This is a genomic window from Nostoc sp. C117 (assembly GCF_043099735.1).
GTDB lineage: Bacteria > Cyanobacteriota > Cyanobacteriia > Cyanobacteriales > Nostocaceae > Nostoc.
This window is the reverse complement of record NZ_CP170991.1, coordinates 193,614-211,365: the sequence shown is the minus strand read 5'-3', so window position 1 is coordinate 211,365 and position 17,752 is coordinate 193,614. Positions and strand designations below refer to the sequence as shown.

The window sequence follows — 17,752 nt, the reverse complement described above, 5'->3', positions numbered from 1 at the left end:
CAGCGCTTCCGGCTATTATGCAATACAGTTTTTCTCCTTGCCCTCTCTTATCAAAGCTTTCAGATTTGAGGATGTACCTCATAGCTGCCGGAAGTGCTGTATTGCTTTACACTATAACTAGCAAGGGAATTCCGAACAGGTGTCTACAATAATGGCATCATTGATACCGGAGCTGGCAATGACTCTATATGTGCTATTGCAACCGGACATTTTAGCACGGGCATCCTCAACCCCGGTAATATCAATACTAGAAATGGTAATGACTAAATGAGTCAAGCAATCAAGAAAATACCCAACACAATTGTCCCTGGTGCTGGGTCACACGATCTGACTGACTTATTTACTAGAACGATTTCAGGTTCTACATCCAGCGTTCTGCTGTCATATATATTATCTTGTGGGGTTTGAAATTGGTCATAGACAGTCCAGAGCAATCAGCATCTAAACATTGTCTACTGTTAACTAGAGAACCCAGCAAAAAAATCTAGAGTTTCCTTCAATGCTTTGATGAAAACATCAATTTCCTCGCGGGTGTTGTAGAAAGATAGACTTGCTCGTGCGGTTGCCGCAAGCCCTAAATAGCGGTGTAATGGTTGAGTGCAGTGGTGTCCAGAACGAATGGCGATGCCTTCTTGATCTAATAATGTAGATAAGTCGTTAGCGTGGACTTCTCCGGCTGTGAATGATGCCAGAGCGGCTCTACCTTCTCCTTGAGCGTTTGGTTTGGGGCCGTAAATTCTAATTTGGGGAATTTGCTCTAGTTGTTGGAACAAGTAAGCTGTTAATTCAGCTTCGTAGGCGTGAATTTTATCCATGCCGATGCTAGTAAGATAGTCTATTGCAGCACCAAGGGCGATCGCTTCTCCAATTGCAGGTGTACCGGCTTCAAATTTATGTGGTAATTCTGCATAGGTGGAATGGTCTAAATACACCTCTGCAATCATCTCACCACCACCAAAAAATGGAGGCATTGATTCTAACAATTCCAACTTGCCATACAGAAATCCTATCCCAGTTGGCGCACACATTTTATGACCGGAAGCTACTAACCAGTCACAATCTATTTGCTGCACATCAATGGGGTAATGAGGAACACTTTGGCAAGCATCAACTAAAAATTTAGCACCATATTCGTGAGCGATCGCCCCAATTTCTGCTACTGGATTAATACAACCCAAAGCATTAGAAATATGCACCACTGACACCAGTTTGGTTTTGTCAGAAATCAGCTTTTTAAACTGTGACAAATCAAAACTTTCTTCTGGCGTCAATTCCACAAATTTCAAAACTGCACCCGTTTTTTGAGCGACAAATTGCCAAGGTACAATATTACTGTGGTGTTCCATCACCGAGAGAATAATCTCATCTCCTGGCTGCAAATTATTCATTCCCCAACTGTAGGCGACTAGGTTAATCGCCTCACTGGCGTTGCGGGTGTAGATGATTTCTTGACGCGATGCAGCATTAATAAATTTAGCAATCTTGTCTCTAGCACCTTCATAAGCATCGGTCGCTTTCGCACTCAAAGTATGGGCACCCCGATGCACATTGGCATTAAAATGCTCGTAGTAATCTCGTAAGGTATTTAGTACGAGTAAAGGCTTTTGCGATGTTGCAGCATTATCGAGATAAACGAGGGTTTTCTCGTTGACTTCCTCATGCAAAATTGGGAAATCAGCGCGAACTTTATCGGCAAGAGTTTTAGTAGTAGTGAAAGTCATTGGTAGATTAGTAATTAGTCATTAGTCATTAGTCAGAGACTTGAGACTATTGACTGTGTTTAGTAATATGTTTCTGAGAGAGGGAACGGGTATTTGGTTGATGACTTCAGCAGCGAACGCGTTAATTAACAACTTCCGAGCATCGTTTTCATCAATTCCCCGACTTTGTAGGTAGAAGATTTCATCATCCTCTAACTGACTGACGGTTGCGCCGTGAGCGCATTTGACGTTATCGGCAGTAATTTCTAATTGGGGTTTAGTATCAACCCTGGCTTTTGCTGATAGTAGCAAATTCCGATTCAACTGAGCTGCATTTGTCAGTTGCGCTGGCTTAGGAACCAAAACTTTGCCATTGAATACTGCATGAGCGCGATCGCCTACAATACACTTATGCAATTGCTTACTTGTACCATGAGGATGATTCAGAGCGATCGCACTGTGAGTATCCGCCAATTGCTTACCAGAAATCATCGTCAAACCATTGAGAGTAGTTTGGGTTTGCTCGCCAGTTTGCAAAATCTCCAAATTATGCCGCGATAGCTTCCCGCCAAAAGTAATGGCATGACAAGTATATCGACTATTACGGGACTGAGCGATCGCAGTCTTCCCAATATGAAAAGCCTCTGCACCTTCTTGCTCAACCCTAGTGTGACTCACCTCAGCATTGTCACCCACCCAAACTTCCGTCACCGCATTGGTAAAATAAACTCCCCCTTCTTGTGGGGTAGGCATCTTGCCTGCCACATACTCCTCCACCAAACTCACCTGCGAACAACCTTCCGCCACCACCAAACAACGCGGCTGTGAAATAGTCGCCCTCTCACCCGCAACCGCAACAAACACCAAATGAATTGGCGTCTCAACTACCACATTCTTCTTCACCCACACCACAGCTGCATCAGTTATCCCAGCCGTATTGAGAGCCGTAAAAACTTCCTGCGCTCCTTCAGCTTGAGCTAAATACTGCTTTACACCTTCCTGCTCAACCACAGTTAAGCCAGCCAAATTACTCACCACCACTCCAGCCGGTAAATCTGCGACTGCGGATAACTCCGGCGCATAAACGCCATTAACAAAAACCAAACGACTATTAGCCGCTTCTTTTAGAATCAGCGAAGAGATATCAGTTTGTATTGATTGCGTCTCTAGATTAAATTGGACTTGTCGCAGAGATGACAAATCAGTAAATCGCCATTCTTCCTGGCGGGTAGTGGGAACAGTGGAGTGGCGTACCCAACTAGCAGCATCTTCACGTAAATCCTGCAACCATCCTTCTGTTTTTGGTGCAGTTACTTGATTTAACAATCCAGTTAAATAAGCATCTTTATCCAACAAACTAGATGTCAAATTGACTGCATCCGAATTAGAAATTGTGCTGGGAGAAACTTGAATACTCATTACACACCCACCTCAGCTATTGCAAACTCTTCCAGCACCCAGTCATAACCGCGAGACTCTAGTTCCAGTGCCAGTTCCTTACCACCACTCGTAATAATCCGCCCCTGCGCCATCACATGCACAAAGTCAGGCACAATATAATCGAGTAACCGTTGGTAGTGAGTAATCAAAAGTGTCGAATTATCTGGACTTGACAGTTGATTTACGCCATTCGCCACAATTCGGAGCGCGTCAATATCCAAACCCGAATCAGTTTCATCCAAAATTCCTAACTTTGGTTCCAGCAGCGCCATTTGCAGAATTTCATTTCGCTTCTTCTCACCACCAGAAAACCCTTCATTCAAACTCCGACTGAGAAAGCTGGAATTCATCTTCACCACATCCAGCTTTTCTTCAATTAAATCGTCAAAATCAAAAGCGTCTATTTCCTCTAAACCCCGTGCTTTTTGCCGGGAATTGTACGCCACCCGCAAAAAATCTAAATTGCTCACACCCGGAATTTCTAACGGATACTGAAACGCCAAAAATACACCACTTCTTGCGCGTTCCTCCGGCTCCAACTCCAGCAGATTTTGTCCTTGGAAAATCACCTCCCCGCCAGTCACCTCATACGCCGGATGACCAGCCAACACCTTAGAAAAAGTACTCTTACCAGAACCATTCGGTCCCATAATCGCATGAATTTCACCCGATCGGACTTCCAGATTCACACCCTTCAAAATCGGTGTACCATCAACATTAGCCGTCAAATTCCGTACCGACAGCACAACTTCACTATTTTCAATAATCATCTTCTCTTTCTCTTTCTTCGCGCTCTTCGCGTCTTCGCGGTTCGTTATTCTTCGACAGATAAACACAGGCGTTGCTGAATAAAAATATGAATATCTCACGCAGAGGCGCAGAGGTAAATTTTTGTATTCAGCAATGCTTAGCGTGTTTATCCAACACTGCCTTCCAACTTCAAACTCAACAACTTATCAGCTTCCACAGCAAACTCCATCGGTAGCTGATTGAAAACATCCTTACAGAAACCGCTAATCATCATCGAAATCGCATCTTCTGAAGAAATACCCCGTTGAGCGAAGTAAAATAACTGATCTTCCCCAATCTTAGAAGTAGAAGCTTCATGCTCCACCTTCCCAGTGTTATTTTGCACCTGGATATAGGGGAAAGTATTAGCGTGAGCATTATCCCCAATCAGCATCGAGTCGCACTGAGAATAATTTCTCGCCCCTTTCGCCGTTGGGTTGACTTTCACCAAACCCCGGTAACTATTACTGGATTTACCTGCGGAGATTCCCTTAGAAATAATTGTACTGCGGGTATTCTTCCCGACGTGAATCATCTTACTGCCTGTATCGGCTTGCTGCTGATGATTTGTCAGCGCCACCGAGTAGAACTCACCCACAGAGTTATCACCCACCAACACACAGCTAGGATACTTCCAAGTAATTGCCGAACCCGTTTCTACTTGAGTCCAGGAAATCTTGGAATTTACGCCCTGACACAAACCGCGCTTGGTGACAAAGTTGTAAATACCGCCTTTACCGTTAGCATCTCCAGCGTACCAGTTTTGGACGGTGGAGTATTTGATTTCGGCGTTGTCCAGAGCGACAAGTTCCACCACAGCGGCGTGTAGCTGGTTGCTGTCATACATTGGCGCGGTGCAACCTTCGAGGTAGGAAACATAGCTACCTTCTTCGGCGACAATCAAAGTCCGCTCAAATTGTCCCGTGTCACCGGAGTTGATGCGGAAGTAGGTAGACAGTTCCATTGGGCATTTGACGCCTTTGGGAATATAAACGAAGGAACCATCGCTAAATACGGCAGCGTTCAAGGCAGCAAAATAGTTGTCAGCGATAGGAACAACGCTACCCAGGTATTTTTTGATTAATTCTGGGTGTTCCTGCAACGCTTCCGAAAACGAGCAGAAAATAACACCATCTTCCGCTAGCTTTTCTTTAAATGTAGTGGCGACAGAAACGCTATCAAAAATCGCATCCACAGCAACGTTTGCCAGTCGCTTTTGTTCAGATAGGGAAATGCCTAGCTTTTCAAAGGTTTCCAGCAGAGTGGGATCGACTTCATCCAAACTGTTGAGTTTTTCTTTCTTGCGTTTCGGCGCTGAGTAATAAATGATATCTTGATAATTAATTGGTGGATACTTGACATTTGGCCAAGTTGGTTCTGTCATTTTTTGCCACTGGCGATAAGCCTTGAGGCGAAAGTCCAGCATGAACTGTGGCTCGTTCTTCTTAGAGGAGATCAAGCGTATAACGTCCTCGTCTAGTCCACGCGGAATCGTGTCGGCCTCAATGTCGGTGATAAAGCCGTACTTGTAGGGTTGGTTGACTAAGGTTTTGACAGTGGCACTCATCGGTAATAATCTCTCGTGTTCGGTTAAATCTCTTTCAGGATGGGAGAAGAGCTATTCCCTAGCCGATTCCCATCACGGGTTACGGAATGGTTACACGGCTGCTAGAATGGTGGTGGAGAGTAAAACAACAACTATGTTGTTTAAGTTATCTTCATTTTACGCTAAATTAACAACAACAATGTTGTCAAAGTCAAACAATTTTGGATTTTAGATTTGCAATTTTGGATTGAAAGAGGCCGTAAAGGTACTTTGGTCAAGGATTTTAGATTGACGGCCAACGAGTTATCGAGCTTATGCTTGAATTTGTTCTACCCACAAAAAGGAGCCGCTGTGGTGGACAGCTTAAGAGGCATCGGGGCATGTACCAAAAAACTTTTTTAATCCAAAATCCAAAATCTAAAATCCAAAATCGGCTCGGTCAGATTTTTCGAGAAATTTTTGGGACGTTCCCGCAGCGTCTCGCAGAGAACATGGCGACTATCAACCAGTCCTCAACCAAGCAAGAAATTCTAGAATATCTCCACAAGCACTCACAAGCAACGGCTTTTGAGCTAGCTGAAGTTTTAGATGTTAGCAAGCAAGCGATTCGTCGTCATCTTAAAGATTTGGAGACGGAGGAACTCGTTTTGTATTCCACAGCAGTGGAAGCCGGAATGGGGCGTCCGCAGCACGTTTATCAATTGAGTCGTCAGGGACGCGATCGCCTACATCGAACTATGAACGATCGCTTTGGTGATGCCAGCGGTAATTTTGCTGTTTCGCTGCTGGATACCTTAGCAGAAACCGTGGGACACGATCAATTCACATCCATTTTACAGAAGCAGTGGGAACGTAAAGCTTTAGAATATCGCGATCGCGTAGGTGGCGATTCACTCCGGGAACGTGTAGCCAACTTAGTAGAGTTGAGAAAAGCTGAGGGCTTTATGGCGGAGTATCACCCTGTTGATGTCAATGACTCCTCAAAAGGCGATCGCTTTATTTTCATCGAGCATAACTGTGCCATTTCCAACGTTGCTGAATCTTTCCCCAGCATTTGTGGTCACGAATTAGAAATGTTTGCTGCCGTCTTACCTGATTGTACCGTAGAACGCACCCACTGGATTATTAACGGCGAACATCGTTGTGGGTATTTAGTACAAGCTCGTCATTAGTTATTAGTCATTAGTCATTTGTCATTAGTTATTAGTCAAGAGTTATTCTCTCTCGTCTCCCTTACCCCCTAATAATCAATTAAATTTGAGACAACATTTAACATTTATGGATGTAGCACCACAAGAATCATCAACACAATTTTTAAGTCTGGAAGAATCAGCAAAAGTAGACGCGGCTTTGTTATCTTCCTCCGAAAAGTTCTTAACAAGATTGACAATTTCATCACTTAAGCTTTTAAAATATATTGCTCAAGAATACAGTGTTGCTATTGAAGATTTAACAACACAACAACTAATTGAGTGGTTTGAAAAAGATAGCAAAATTCGACGCGAGCAGGGAATTGAAGCTGCATATCTGAAATGGTAAATTAGTCATTAGTCATTAGTCACTTGTACTGAGCGTAGTCGAAGTATTAGTCATTAACAAAGGCGTAGCTTGGTTAGAGAGTCATCCAGCATAATTACGAATTACGAATTACGTTAGCGTAGCGGGGCGTAGCCCATTAGGAATTATTTTAACGTGTTCTCACAGCGGTACCCGTGGCAGTAATCAGCAATAGAACTCCTGATTGATCGACATTAATTGTACCAGTATCAATTTCAATCCCAATTACTGCGTTTGCTCCTAAACGTTGCGCTCGTTGTTCTAATTCTTCTAGTGCTTTGCGTTGACCTTGCTCAAATAGACGCTCGTAACTACCTGTGCGTCCACCAACAATATCCCGAATACTGGCTAAAAAATCGCGCAAAAAATTGCTACCATACACGACTTCTGCGGTCACAATACCTAAATATGATTCGATAACGGCTCCTTGAATCACATCAGTGGTAGTTATAATCATAAATTAGCCTCATGAATAAGTAGCTAAGCGTAAATAAATTAAAGTTTGTAAGGGACTTCCAGAAAATAAATTATCCCATTTTCATAGTGGCAGATTCTTTCTCCTCTGCATACACAACGATGGAATATTTTTTTAGTTGGAAATCCCTAATAAGGACTTTAGCTCTGATAATCCTGAAGAAGGGCTGAATGGCTCACTACGAATTAAGATTTAATTTTATATTTAATTATCGCTACCTACTTATTATATCTGTTGATATTTATTAAGAAGGTGAACCTAATTAAACTAGGGATTATCAGGAATTTATACCTACAAAACTAGTCTGTGTTGTAGATATATTCCATCGCCATACCTCAGACGATTAAGAAAAGCGATCGCCATTCTGCTTTGTAGTATTGTCTTAAGTAAGTAAACGAGAATAAATCAAAGTAGATTGAGTAATGTAAAAAATCTTAAGATTATTTCGTACTGAACGCGCAGCGTCTCGAAGAGAGGACTAAAGTCCTCAAATCAGGGCTAAAGCCCTTTCTACAAGACGCTGTTCGCGTTCACTACAAACCTTGAATTCTTCACGCTGCTCTACTTATACCAATTTTTTATGAAGCTGCATATAATTCGATCCCCCATAGCCCCCCTTCTTAAGGGGGGAACCAGAAAAACATCTATTAAAGTCCCCCTTTTTAAGGGGGATTTAGGGGGATCAAGATATGTGCAACTTCACGTTAAATTGGTATTAACCATAAACAAGACTTTCAGAAACATAACTGCTTGTTGCATCGATCTTATCGTCTAATCACCAAAAAAGTATGTTTATGAATGAATATTGGTTTACCTAAGCTAGGACAAAATACTAAAAATTTGAGAAAATTCCATACATACTCAGTAAATTTTTCAATAAAATCACAAATATCTATGAATGTTGAGCTATCTCTAAAATATTGCTGTATCGCTTATTGATGATTAAGTGAGACACATGTGAGTGTTTTACTTAATAAGTAAAAGCACTGAGAAAATAGTATTGTTTCTGCTCTTGTAGTGATTTATATCTAGAAAAATTTGCTTTGCTCATTGATAGCTGACACTTGACGCTTCAGTAAAAACTCTGTTGTGTAGGCTAATTGTAAAGTTAAGAATAAATGAACTATGAACATCTTAATTAATGCGAAAAAATACAGTTTTCAAAAGTCCACATTTTTGTTTTAATGTACAAGAAAAAAGTCCTCTAAAATTTCAGGAAATTTACTGTGTACAAGCCAACATCATTTGTGTTTAGTGTGATGTTATTAGGATGTTTTACCTTTAGCATACCGACGATCGCTCAGGCTCAGGTATTAGTAGCACAAACGAAAAGTGCAGAGTTAAAGCAATTGCTAGAGGAAGGACGGAGGTTAGTTGATACAGGCGATTATGGAGGCGCAATCTCTGTTTATCAGCAAGCAGCTAGCCTAGATCCCAAAAATGCGAAAATTCACTCAGGTATTGGTTACTTATACGCTCAACAAGGAAATTACCAAGCGGCATTAACAGCTTATCGTCGAGCGATCGCCATTAACCCTAACAATAGTGATTTTTATTACGCTGTCGGTTACATTAAAGCAAATTTGGGAGACACTGCTGGGGCAAAAGAAGGTTACCGTCGTGCCATACAGCTCAATCGTAATAACGTTAACGCCTATTTAGGATTAGCTGTGACACAATCGCGTATGGGAGACTATAGTGCAGCTACTTGGGCATATCAGCAAGCACTCGGCTTGGATAAAAACAATGCCCAAACTTATGAATTGATGGGTTCGATGTATAAACAGCGACACCAAGCCAAAGAAGCGAACAGCGCCCTGCAAAAAGCGCGTGACTTGTATCGTCGGCGCAATGACTCAGCTGGTATAGACAGAGTAGAAGCCATGCTGCGACAGTTGGGAGGATGAGATTAAACCAATTCGCAATGATGCTCGTGACGCTCGTGACGCTCGTTCGCCCTTGGTGTCTCCCCTTGGGAGATGACTCGCTAACACAATGGGTTACGCCCCGTTACGCTAATGCCATTACTTTTTGTAACTGGGATTCTAATTAGTTATTAAAACGTGCTGCTTGTACAAGCAGGGGAATTAAACCCCCAAACTTTGTTAATCTAACTGGCGTCCCGTTAATTCGACAAAAATATCTTCCAGATTAGAGGGACGTACCATCATTCCGGTTTTATCGGGTTGTTCATTCAAGTAAATATTTGCTTTTTCCAAGGATGGGAAAAATAAATATTCCCAGTTGCGGGCGCCATCACTTCCCACTTCAGACACACCTAATTGTTTCATCACCAAACCTTCACCGTGAGTAGAACGCAGCTGTTGTAAAGTTCCCAAAGATATCAGCTTACCGCCATCCATAATACCGATGCGTCCTGGTTTGGTAGAGCCGAAAGCATCGCATAAAAATTCGACTTCATCCATATAATGAGTCGTTAGTAACATCGTCATCCCCTGCTTATTCAAATCCCGAATAATTTCCCAGAGGCGTCGCCTGGTTTGGGGGTCTAGTCCTACCGTTGGTTCATCCAAAAACAAAATTTGTGGTTGATGCAACAATGCTCTCGCTATCTGCAACCGTCGTTTCATACCCCCAGATAAAGTTTTGACCAAATTATCACGTTTTTCTGCTAACTCAACATACTCTAGCCATTGATTAATTAATTGTTGTCGCTGCGGGTTACGAATGTGGTGTAGTCTCCCGTGCAGCTCCATATTTTCCCAGACAGTTAAATCGTTATCGAGACTGACTTGCTGCAAGACTACACCAATACTCTGTTTTGCCAACATTGGTTGGCTCACCACATCATATCCACTTACTTCTATTCGTCCTTGGGAAGGTTTGGTGAGTGTAGTCAGCATCCGAATTGTGGTAGATTTACCCGCACCATTGGGGCCAAGTAGAGCAAATATTTCCCCTGCTTCAATTTTGAATGACAGGTCATTAACTACAGGTACTTTGTTGTAAAATTTGTAGACGTTTTCTAAGAAGACAGCAGCAGTCACGTCGCTTCGCTCCGAATTCAAAATTCAAAATTAACAATTTCCATACAATGGTGTGAGCCAATTTACGATCAACACTACCATTGCGATCGCATTAAGGGCTAAACCAATTCGCAATTACGTTTTGTAACGAGGATTTTAATTAGGCATTTAATTCGTGGCGTCCTTCTTAGGGAACTCCAAGAAATAAAACAACCGCTTGAAGTTGCTGACTGTTGACTGTTAACTGTTGACTGTGAGTGAACAGTGGGATATTTTTTATTTGTCAGTCCCTAAAGGGGATGAAAACCCGTGCTTATTCTCCTTACTTTGCGCCTCTGCGTGATGAAAATAGAACTTACGCAAAAACTCTCTTAAACTCTTATTACTCCGTGTCCTTTGTGTCATTTACGGTTCGTTTTTTCATAATTTTGCGTAAGTCCTAGAAAATTCATACTTCCACTTACCAACGCCAAGATTAGAAAGTATGCCATGATTAATTGACTGTGCGTAATACGACGCTTGCCGAAGATGACTGCAAAGCTCTACCCTGGAAAACTTAGCCAGTCAGTATTTTGGATAAATGAAAAATTGTTTAAAGCTTACCTTCGACAGCAGACAAACAGCATTAGCTATTCGAGTTAATCAGCAAGCAGAATTGCCAAATGCTCTAGAACAAATAGGACTTAGTGATTCACGTCCTGTTTTAGTAGTGGTGGGAGGTGCAAGTAACATCAGTGAAACCGACTATCTCCGCATTCAAAGGTTATTTGTGGAAGTTTTAGCCCCCATCGCTGAAACTTTGGGCGCTTATGTGGTGGATGGGGGTACGGATGTGGGAGTTATGCGATTAATGGGTGAGGCGCGTACCCAGATAGGTGCTAAATTTGCTTTGGTTGGTGTGACACCCGAAAGCAAAGTGACTTTACCCAATCAATTAGAAGTTGCAGATTCGACACCGCTAGAACCAAACCATACTCATTTTCTGCTAGTTCCTGGTAGTGATTGGGGCGATGAATCTCCTTGGATATCTGAAGTTGCAACGGTGTTGGCTAGTGGCGCACCTTCGGTTACAGTACTTTTGAATGGTGGCGAAATTACCTTTAAGGATGCGTTTTCTAGCGTTAATACTGGTAGATTAGTTGTGGCGATCGCTGGTAGTGGTAGAACCGCAGATAAACTTGCTGCTGCTTTGGTTGGAAAAGATACCGACGATCGAGCTAAAGAGTTAGCTAAATCTGGTAAATTGCAATATATTGACTTAATCGACATCGAGAAGCGAATTGCTAACTTAGGGGAAATCATTAAGGGTTTACTTTCTACCAAGGAGTGAATATGGCAAAAAAAGATAGTTATCAAGAATTTTTAAAGGAAGATTTTAATAAATTATTTGCTGGAATGAACTTAGGCGACGTACAAAGACATTTTTTGCGATCGCGCTGGTTAGACCAAGTACTCTGGATGGAAGGTAAAGCGAATTTTTCACGCGATCGCTATTATTTTTGGCGGCTAACAACTATTATTGGTGGGGTAATTCTCCCAGGTTTGGTAAGTCTAAATATTCATACTACATTTAAGGTTGATAATGCTGAAAATAATATCAATTATAGGAATTTAATTATTGGCTCGACTTTTGTAATCAGTCAATTAGTTGCTATTAGTGCTGCTGTTGAAGAATTTTTTCACTATGGAGAACGCTGGCGACACTATCGCCGCACAGTGGAATCTTTAAAAACCCAAGGATGGCAATTTTCACAGTTAACAGGTCCTTATCGTAATTATACAAGTCACGATCAGGCATTTAATGTTTTTGCTGGTCAAGTAGAAGAGATTATTCAGCGAGATGTCGAAATATATGCGACTCAAGTTGTCCAAGAGAAAAAAGAAGAACAAGAAAATAAAGAAAGCTCTTAGTATCTTGATGCAGAATACAAAGATAACTAATATTGAATATCATAAAGAATAAAAATAATAATAATTGGGGATTCAGAATTCACCAGTAAAAAATGATTTTGGCATTGAGCAAGGTGAAAATTCTATCCAGTTCTAAATATATCGGTCAATTTAGCTTCAGCTTATAACCTTACAGCGTAGGTCTTTGAATTTGTCTCTATTAGTACCCTAAAGTTTTTATCTCCCCTAACCCAATACGATTAGGTTAAGGGTTATTGATGTAGATAAATTGTCTTTGAAGACGCGATAAATCGCGTCTCTACATGAGGCTTTTGGGCTTATCTGAACCCCTAATCTCTTAACCTTGTCATCCTCTTCTCCCTGTTAGATAGTTTATTTTATTTTTTGAAGTTACCTTAGTTACCCTTAGTTACAGTATCTCCAGGTCCAGCGGTGACAATTACCAAATTTTCTGGCTTAATTAAATCCTGAATTACCTGTTGCATCTGAGCCATAGTAACTGCCTGAATCTGTTCGGGAAATTCTCGAATTTCTGTTCGTGAAAGTCCGAAGGTAGCATTATCCAAAATCATGCTAGATACATTACTAGGATTGGCTAAATCTACAGGGTAACTGTTAGTAATTGAGCGTTTGGCTGTGTTTAATTCCGCCTCAGTTACTCCTTGCTCTCGCAATTGTTTGAGTAAAGCAATAGTACTGGCGATCGCCTTTTGGGCATCTCCAGGAGCAGTCTGCATTTGAATAAAGAAGGGACCGGGGTTGATTCCGGCAGCAAAAGCACTATAAATACCGTAGGTTAAACCTTGGCGATCGCGTACTTCTGTACCTAAGCGACTGGCTAAGGTATCACCACCCAATATTTGATTCAGCACCAACGCCGGATAGAAACGCCGATCTTTCCGAGAAATACCGCTGTAACCGATGTAGGTAACCGCCTCAGCTTTACCGGGAATTACTTTGTTTAAACGCGTGGAAGTTTCCGGTAATGGTACCGTTGGTACTTTGAGAACAGGAGGCTTACCTTTAACTTGCCATTTGCCAAACTGCTCATTTAGCAATGCTTTTACCTTAGCTGGATCGAAATCTCCGACTAAGGCGATCGTTGTAGTATCTGGTCGGTAATGTGCTTGGTAGAAACTAAGCAAATCATCACGAGTAATACCTTTTAAACTCTCTTCCGTGGGGAAATTGTGGAATGGATGATTTTCTGGATAAACCGCTTGCTGGAATACCCGCCGTCCCAGTCCATTGGGGTCATCTAACTGGACTTTGAGACCTGTTAATGCCCGTTGACGGCTCAGTTCCAACTGGTCTTGAGGAAAAGTAGCATGTTGCACTACATCTGCGAGAGTTTCAATTACAGTGGGTAACTGGGCTGATAGCGCCTCAGCACTGATGTTTACGCCTTCGCGGCTAGCACTGAAGTCTAAACCGGCTCCTTGGTCTTCTAAGGTTTTTGCGAGGGTGAGAGCATCTTTAGTCTGCGTTCCATTCATTAAGTTGGTTGCAGTGAAATTTGCTAATCCAGCTTTTTGATTACCGTCAAACTCGCTACCTGCATCAATTTTGCCGCTGAGATTAATTGTGGGAACGTTGCGATCGCTTAATAGCAAAACTCGCAAACCATTATTCAAGGTAAACTCTTCTGGTAACGATTGTTTAGCTGAATCTGTAGCTGCTGTGGTAGCTGGGAGATATTTCGCCAGTTCTGCGGGATCTACAGGTTTACCAGGGCTGAAATTTTCCACTGTGCGACCAGAACCAGCGCTGGAAGTCCCAGGTTTACCATCTGGTTGAGTCGGCTCAAAGAAGCCAATGGTTTGTTTAGCCGGATCTAGGTAAGTTTTTGCTGCTTTCTGGACTTGGGCTGGAGTGACTTTGGCGATCGCCGCGAGATATTTTTCAATAAATTTATAATCCCCCGCCACAGTTTGGTTATATGCCAGCTGGTTAGCCTGACTAGTAATATCTTGGTTACCCAGTACATAGGAAGCTTGCAATTGCGTCTTCGCCCGCTTCAATTCTTCGGCAGTAACTGGCTGTTGTTGCAGTTTTGCCAAAGATTCCTCGATTACCTGGGCAATTTTCCCTAGCTCTTTACCTGGAGCCGCCGTAGCATCAATTTCATACCAACCCGGTTCGATGAGTTCCGCAGCACCACCACTTACTGAACTTGCGAGTCCAGATTCTACCACCGCCTGATAAAGCCGAGAACTGCGTCCACCTGTGAGAATGGCATCCATTACATCAATTGCTGGGACATCAGGATGTTTAAGATCTGGCAGAGGATACACCGCTTGCAATAGTGCTGCACTTCCAGGTTGCTTCAGGACAATAGGTGCTTTTTTCGCAACTGACGAAGATGAAGAAGACGCGGAAACTGGGATATCCGGTGATGCTGTTAATGGACTCTTCGTGTCCCCGCGTCGTCTTTTTGTCAACTTACCAAAAGTTTCTTTTACAACTTTGAGTGCAGGTTCTGTGGCAAAATCTCCGGTAATCACCAAGGTAGCATTTTCTGGACTGTAGTAGGTTTGGTAATAATTCCGCACCTGCTCCACCGTGAATTTCTCTACATCGGCTTTTGTGCCTCCCACCGATAAGCCATAAGCTCGATTAGGAAAAGCAGCTCGCATCACTGCCCGATCTAGACGATAACCTGGTGAATTTTCGTACCCTTGTAACTCCGAAATCACTACCCGCTTTTCACTTTTGAGTTGTTCAGCTCCAACTAAGGAGTTTTCCATGCGATCGGCTTCCAATGTCAGCAAGGCTTCGAGTTTGTCTCGCTGTACTGTGCCAAAATAAGCTGTTTCGTCGTAACCAGTAAAGGCATTGAACTGGCTACCTAAGGCGCTAAATAAGCGTCCAAACTGCACTGGACGGTCTTTTGTGCCTTTGAACATCAAATGTTCTAATTGATGGGAGATACCATTCTCTCCCTTCACCTCGTTGCGCGAACCGACTTTATACCAAACCTGTACACTCACCACAGGAGCGGTATGGACTTCTTTGGTTAACACAGTTAAACCATTGTCCAATAAGGTTTTTTGTACTCCTTTGGTGAAGGAGATGGGAGATACAGGTGCAACTGCTGTTGGTGTTGCTGCAATAGTAAAATTACCTGAAAATGGGACTAAACTTAGGAGAATACTCAGGAAAAAACCTACAAGCATGTATCCGCGTGGCTTCATAAGCAGTGCGATATGGAAAATTTAAGTTGATAAAAAACAATTCGAGAAGAAATGCAAAGTTGAAATTGACAAAGTTCAAAAGCCCCTGATGTTTGAACTGGAGATTTCGGTAAGTCAGTGCTTGGAGCAAAGGTCAAGAAGTAAATCAGCGTCCTATGTCCAGAGATTTTTCCGCCTATTTAGTTGAATTAGCGATCGCAGTGAGTAACTCACTAGGAATTTCAGATAAAGTGCTTCCATTGGTCTATTGATCAAATTAAAGTACCGAAACTGCCACCTGAGAGACTGGTAGCTTTCTCAGGGTAACAAATTCTCTAATTTGTCAATTTTCATCAATCAGACACATTATTAGTAATAAATAATACTTTCGGCAGAGAGGTATATCAAGCATAACTATAATTCTAGATAGATAACCTCACATGCCTAATCTTCTTAAGATAAAGCCAAGACTAAAAGATTAGGAATCTAATAATGGCTGAACAACAAAAATCTAGTAATCAAGCTACTACCCCCTCTTCTTCTGGTGGCTACCAAACCCCCATTGACGAAAGTACCCGCAAAACTGGTGATGCTGAAAAAAGCGATGGCAAAACCACCGCTACTCCAGAAGCGCCAGAGAATGATACTGTGCAAGGCAGCCCCAATCAAGGAACTGAGTCGCGTTAATTGATTTGAAATTTTTCAAGCTTGAGTCGTTTCCTGGGAATTCTGTGGTGAGTTGAATTCAGTAAGTTTAGAGTGGATATCTGGCGTAACAGCCACAAATATCCACTCATTTTTATGTGGTAAGCTTTCATATCAAATCCAGTTGAATACTTGTCATTTAGACTGGCGTGGAAAATTTTTTTGACAAGTGATTAGACGGATATGATATCAAGGGAAAATTTCCTCAGTTTCCACTCTACCCCGCCTATTTTGTTGCTGGAGGATTTGAGGTTGGACAAGTTTTGTTAGCAAAATCACACTGATAAATATAAGGTTCTTGCCAACTCAGGGGAATCTCTAGTAAGTCTCGCGTTCCTGTTATACCTTGTCCAATAAATAGCAACAAAGCAATAGTGTTTAAAATCGTATGAATGGTACGCCAGCGATTAGATTTATCTTGATAAATATCTGGAAAAATTGCTAATGAAAAAATCATCAGCAGTGCTGCGCTAATCCCAATATAATAATGTGACCAGTACCACTCACTGGTGAGGCGATAGACTCCATCCTGACAGCCTAAAATTACTAAACCTGCACCAGTTAAAGTGGCGAAAATTCCTCGCCATAATCGTTGTTTAGCGCGATAAAGAAATACTAAAGAGGCGATGGTTGCAGCAAATATTAACAGGATAAAAATAACTTGAAAAGGTGTCTTATTCCACAAGTCATTTTTGATAATATTTTTGCCAATAGCGTAGCTTAATCCAATTAAAGTTAATCCGACAACTGCACTTGTTAGCCATTCACCTAACTGCTTATGTTCTAGACCCACCACTGGAGGAATTTTGCTCTTATTTCCGGCTAAAATTTGCAATCTGCGTTGGCGTGTTTGCCAAGCAAAATTAACCACTATACCTATGAGTGGAAACACAAATATAACTGCGATCGCTGGATGTAAAAGACCAAGAAAATCTGTGAATTGCATACAACACCTTTCGCTAAATTATTGGTAAATAAAACCTAAAATATGAATAAAAAATTAGGATTCATAATTGGAAAATTTTTCTGATAAATGTAATAACAATTCTCATAAATAATGGCTAAATGCTCACACCTCATAAATGTAGTGTCCTCAAATTAATAGACTTCTTGCAGAAGTCGGGAAAAGGGGAGGGGACCCCACCTTCCCCTTTAACCTTTTCCCTTTTCCCACCTCTTGCAAAAAGCACTTTTGCAAGAGGTCTAATCTTTAACGACAATTTAAAGCATTATGGGATTACCAAAATTAATTTAAGCTGAGAATCTGTTTAATATTTATTTTTTTATTTATAGATAATTCTCAGGTACTGTAGGGTGCGTTAAAACCCGTAACACGCCTTCATTCGTAAGGCTTTAGTGCGTTATGCTGTCGCTAACACAGCCTACATATCTTTTAAAAAATCAAATTATTAGTCCTAAATGCGTCTAAATTATATCAACACTCTTTATAATCATTGACACTTGAGGGT

The 17,752-nt window shown here is 41.8% G+C and carries 14 protein-coding genes; 6 read left to right on the top strand and 8 right to left on the bottom strand.

What is annotated here, in order from left to right; genetic code table 11:
- Positions 1-458: 458 nt before the first annotated feature.
- From ACFG4S_RS02685 to sufB, 4 genes are all read right to left on the bottom strand, one after another.
- Positions 459-1,721, bottom strand: coding sequence for a SufS family cysteine desulfurase (locus tag ACFG4S_RS02685; protein WP_392533336.1), 1,263 nt, complete (start codon positions 1,719-1,721; stop codon positions 459-461).
- A gap of 21 nt (positions 1,722-1,742) precedes the next feature.
- Entirely contained in the window at positions 1,743-3,119 is a 1,377-nt protein-coding gene (gene sufD, locus ACFG4S_RS02680; protein ID WP_392533335.1) for a Fe-S cluster assembly protein SufD, read from the bottom strand.
- Positions 3,119-3,910 carry a Fe-S cluster assembly ATPase SufC gene (sufC, locus tag ACFG4S_RS02675; RefSeq protein WP_392533334.1) on the bottom strand — a complete coding sequence of 264 codons (792 nt, stop codon included), beginning with the start codon at positions 3,908-3,910 and terminating at the stop codon, positions 3,119-3,121. Before sufC ends, sufD begins: the two co-directional genes overlap by 1 nt.
- Before the next feature lie 146 nt (positions 3,911-4,056).
- The gene (gene sufB / locus ACFG4S_RS02670) at positions 4,057-5,496 is read right to left on the bottom strand and encodes a Fe-S cluster assembly protein SufB (RefSeq protein ID WP_392533333.1); all 1,440 of its coding nucleotides are present in this window, start codon (positions 5,494-5,496) and stop codon (positions 4,057-4,059) included.
- Between the two features lie 470 nt (positions 5,497-5,966).
- Between sufB and sufR the strand changes: the two genes are divergently transcribed.
- Both sufR and ACFG4S_RS02660 read left to right on the top strand, forming a co-directional pair.
- Positions 5,967-6,647 (top strand): iron-sulfur cluster biosynthesis transcriptional regulator SufR, encoded by a 681-nt coding sequence (sufR, locus tag ACFG4S_RS02665; protein ID WP_392535886.1) that lies wholly within the window; start codon positions 5,967-5,969, stop codon positions 6,645-6,647.
- Positions 6,648-6,753: 106 nt separating this feature from the next.
- The gene (locus ACFG4S_RS02660) at positions 6,754-7,014 is read left to right on the top strand and encodes a hypothetical protein (RefSeq protein ID WP_392533332.1); all 261 of its coding nucleotides are present in this window, start codon (positions 6,754-6,756) and stop codon (positions 7,012-7,014) included.
- A 148-nt stretch (positions 7,015-7,162) separates the two neighbouring features.
- Here ACFG4S_RS02660 and ACFG4S_RS02655 read toward each other — a convergent pair whose 3' ends face one another.
- The gene (locus ACFG4S_RS02655; RefSeq protein ID WP_392533331.1) at positions 7,163-7,489 is read right to left on the bottom strand and encodes a YbjQ family protein; all 327 of its coding nucleotides are present in this window, start codon (positions 7,487-7,489) and stop codon (positions 7,163-7,165) included.
- 1,244 nt (positions 7,490-8,733) lie between these two features.
- Between ACFG4S_RS02655 and ACFG4S_RS02650 the strand changes: the two genes are divergently transcribed.
- Positions 8,734-9,414, top strand: a complete 681-nt coding sequence (locus tag ACFG4S_RS02650) for a tetratricopeptide repeat protein (RefSeq protein ID WP_392533330.1) — start codon at positions 8,734-8,736, stop codon at positions 9,412-9,414.
- A 198-nt stretch (positions 9,415-9,612) separates the two neighbouring features.
- Here the strand turns inward: ACFG4S_RS02650 and ACFG4S_RS02645 are convergent, their stop codons facing one another.
- Positions 9,613-10,515, bottom strand: coding sequence for an ABC transporter ATP-binding protein (locus tag ACFG4S_RS02645; protein ID WP_392533329.1), 903 nt, complete (start codon positions 10,513-10,515; stop codon positions 9,613-9,615).
- Between the two features lie 559 nt (positions 10,516-11,074).
- On the opposite strand from ACFG4S_RS02645, the gene ACFG4S_RS02640 reads away from it, so the two are divergent.
- Together ACFG4S_RS02640 and ACFG4S_RS02635 are read left to right on the top strand one after the other, a co-directional pair.
- Positions 11,075-11,824 carry a hypothetical protein gene (locus tag ACFG4S_RS02640; protein WP_392533328.1) on the top strand — a complete coding sequence of 250 codons (750 nt, stop codon included), beginning with the start codon at positions 11,075-11,077 and terminating at the stop codon, positions 11,822-11,824.
- A gap of 2 nt (positions 11,825-11,826) precedes the next feature.
- The gene (locus ACFG4S_RS02635; protein ID WP_392533327.1) at positions 11,827-12,405 is read left to right on the top strand and encodes a DUF4231 domain-containing protein; all 579 of its coding nucleotides are present in this window, start codon (positions 11,827-11,829) and stop codon (positions 12,403-12,405) included.
- Positions 12,406-12,800: 395 nt separating this feature from the next.
- Here ACFG4S_RS02635 and ACFG4S_RS02630 read toward each other — a convergent pair whose 3' ends face one another.
- Complete coding sequence (locus ACFG4S_RS02630; RefSeq protein ID WP_392533326.1) at positions 12,801-15,599, bottom strand: M16 family metallopeptidase; 2,799 nt, start codon at positions 15,597-15,599, stop codon at positions 12,801-12,803.
- Between the two features lie 471 nt (positions 15,600-16,070).
- Between ACFG4S_RS02630 and ACFG4S_RS02625 the strand changes: the two genes are divergently transcribed.
- Positions 16,071-16,265: a hypothetical protein gene (locus tag ACFG4S_RS02625; protein WP_392533325.1), complete on the top strand. Its 195-nt coding sequence runs from the start codon at positions 16,071-16,073 to the stop codon at positions 16,263-16,265.
- A 244-nt stretch (positions 16,266-16,509) separates the two neighbouring features.
- Here the strand turns inward: ACFG4S_RS02625 and ACFG4S_RS02620 are convergent, their stop codons facing one another.
- A complete protein-coding gene (locus ACFG4S_RS02620) occupies positions 16,510-17,229 on the bottom strand; it encodes a DUF4079 domain-containing protein (protein WP_392533324.1) in 720 nt (239 codons plus the stop codon).
- Positions 17,230-17,752 lie beyond the last annotated feature (523 nt).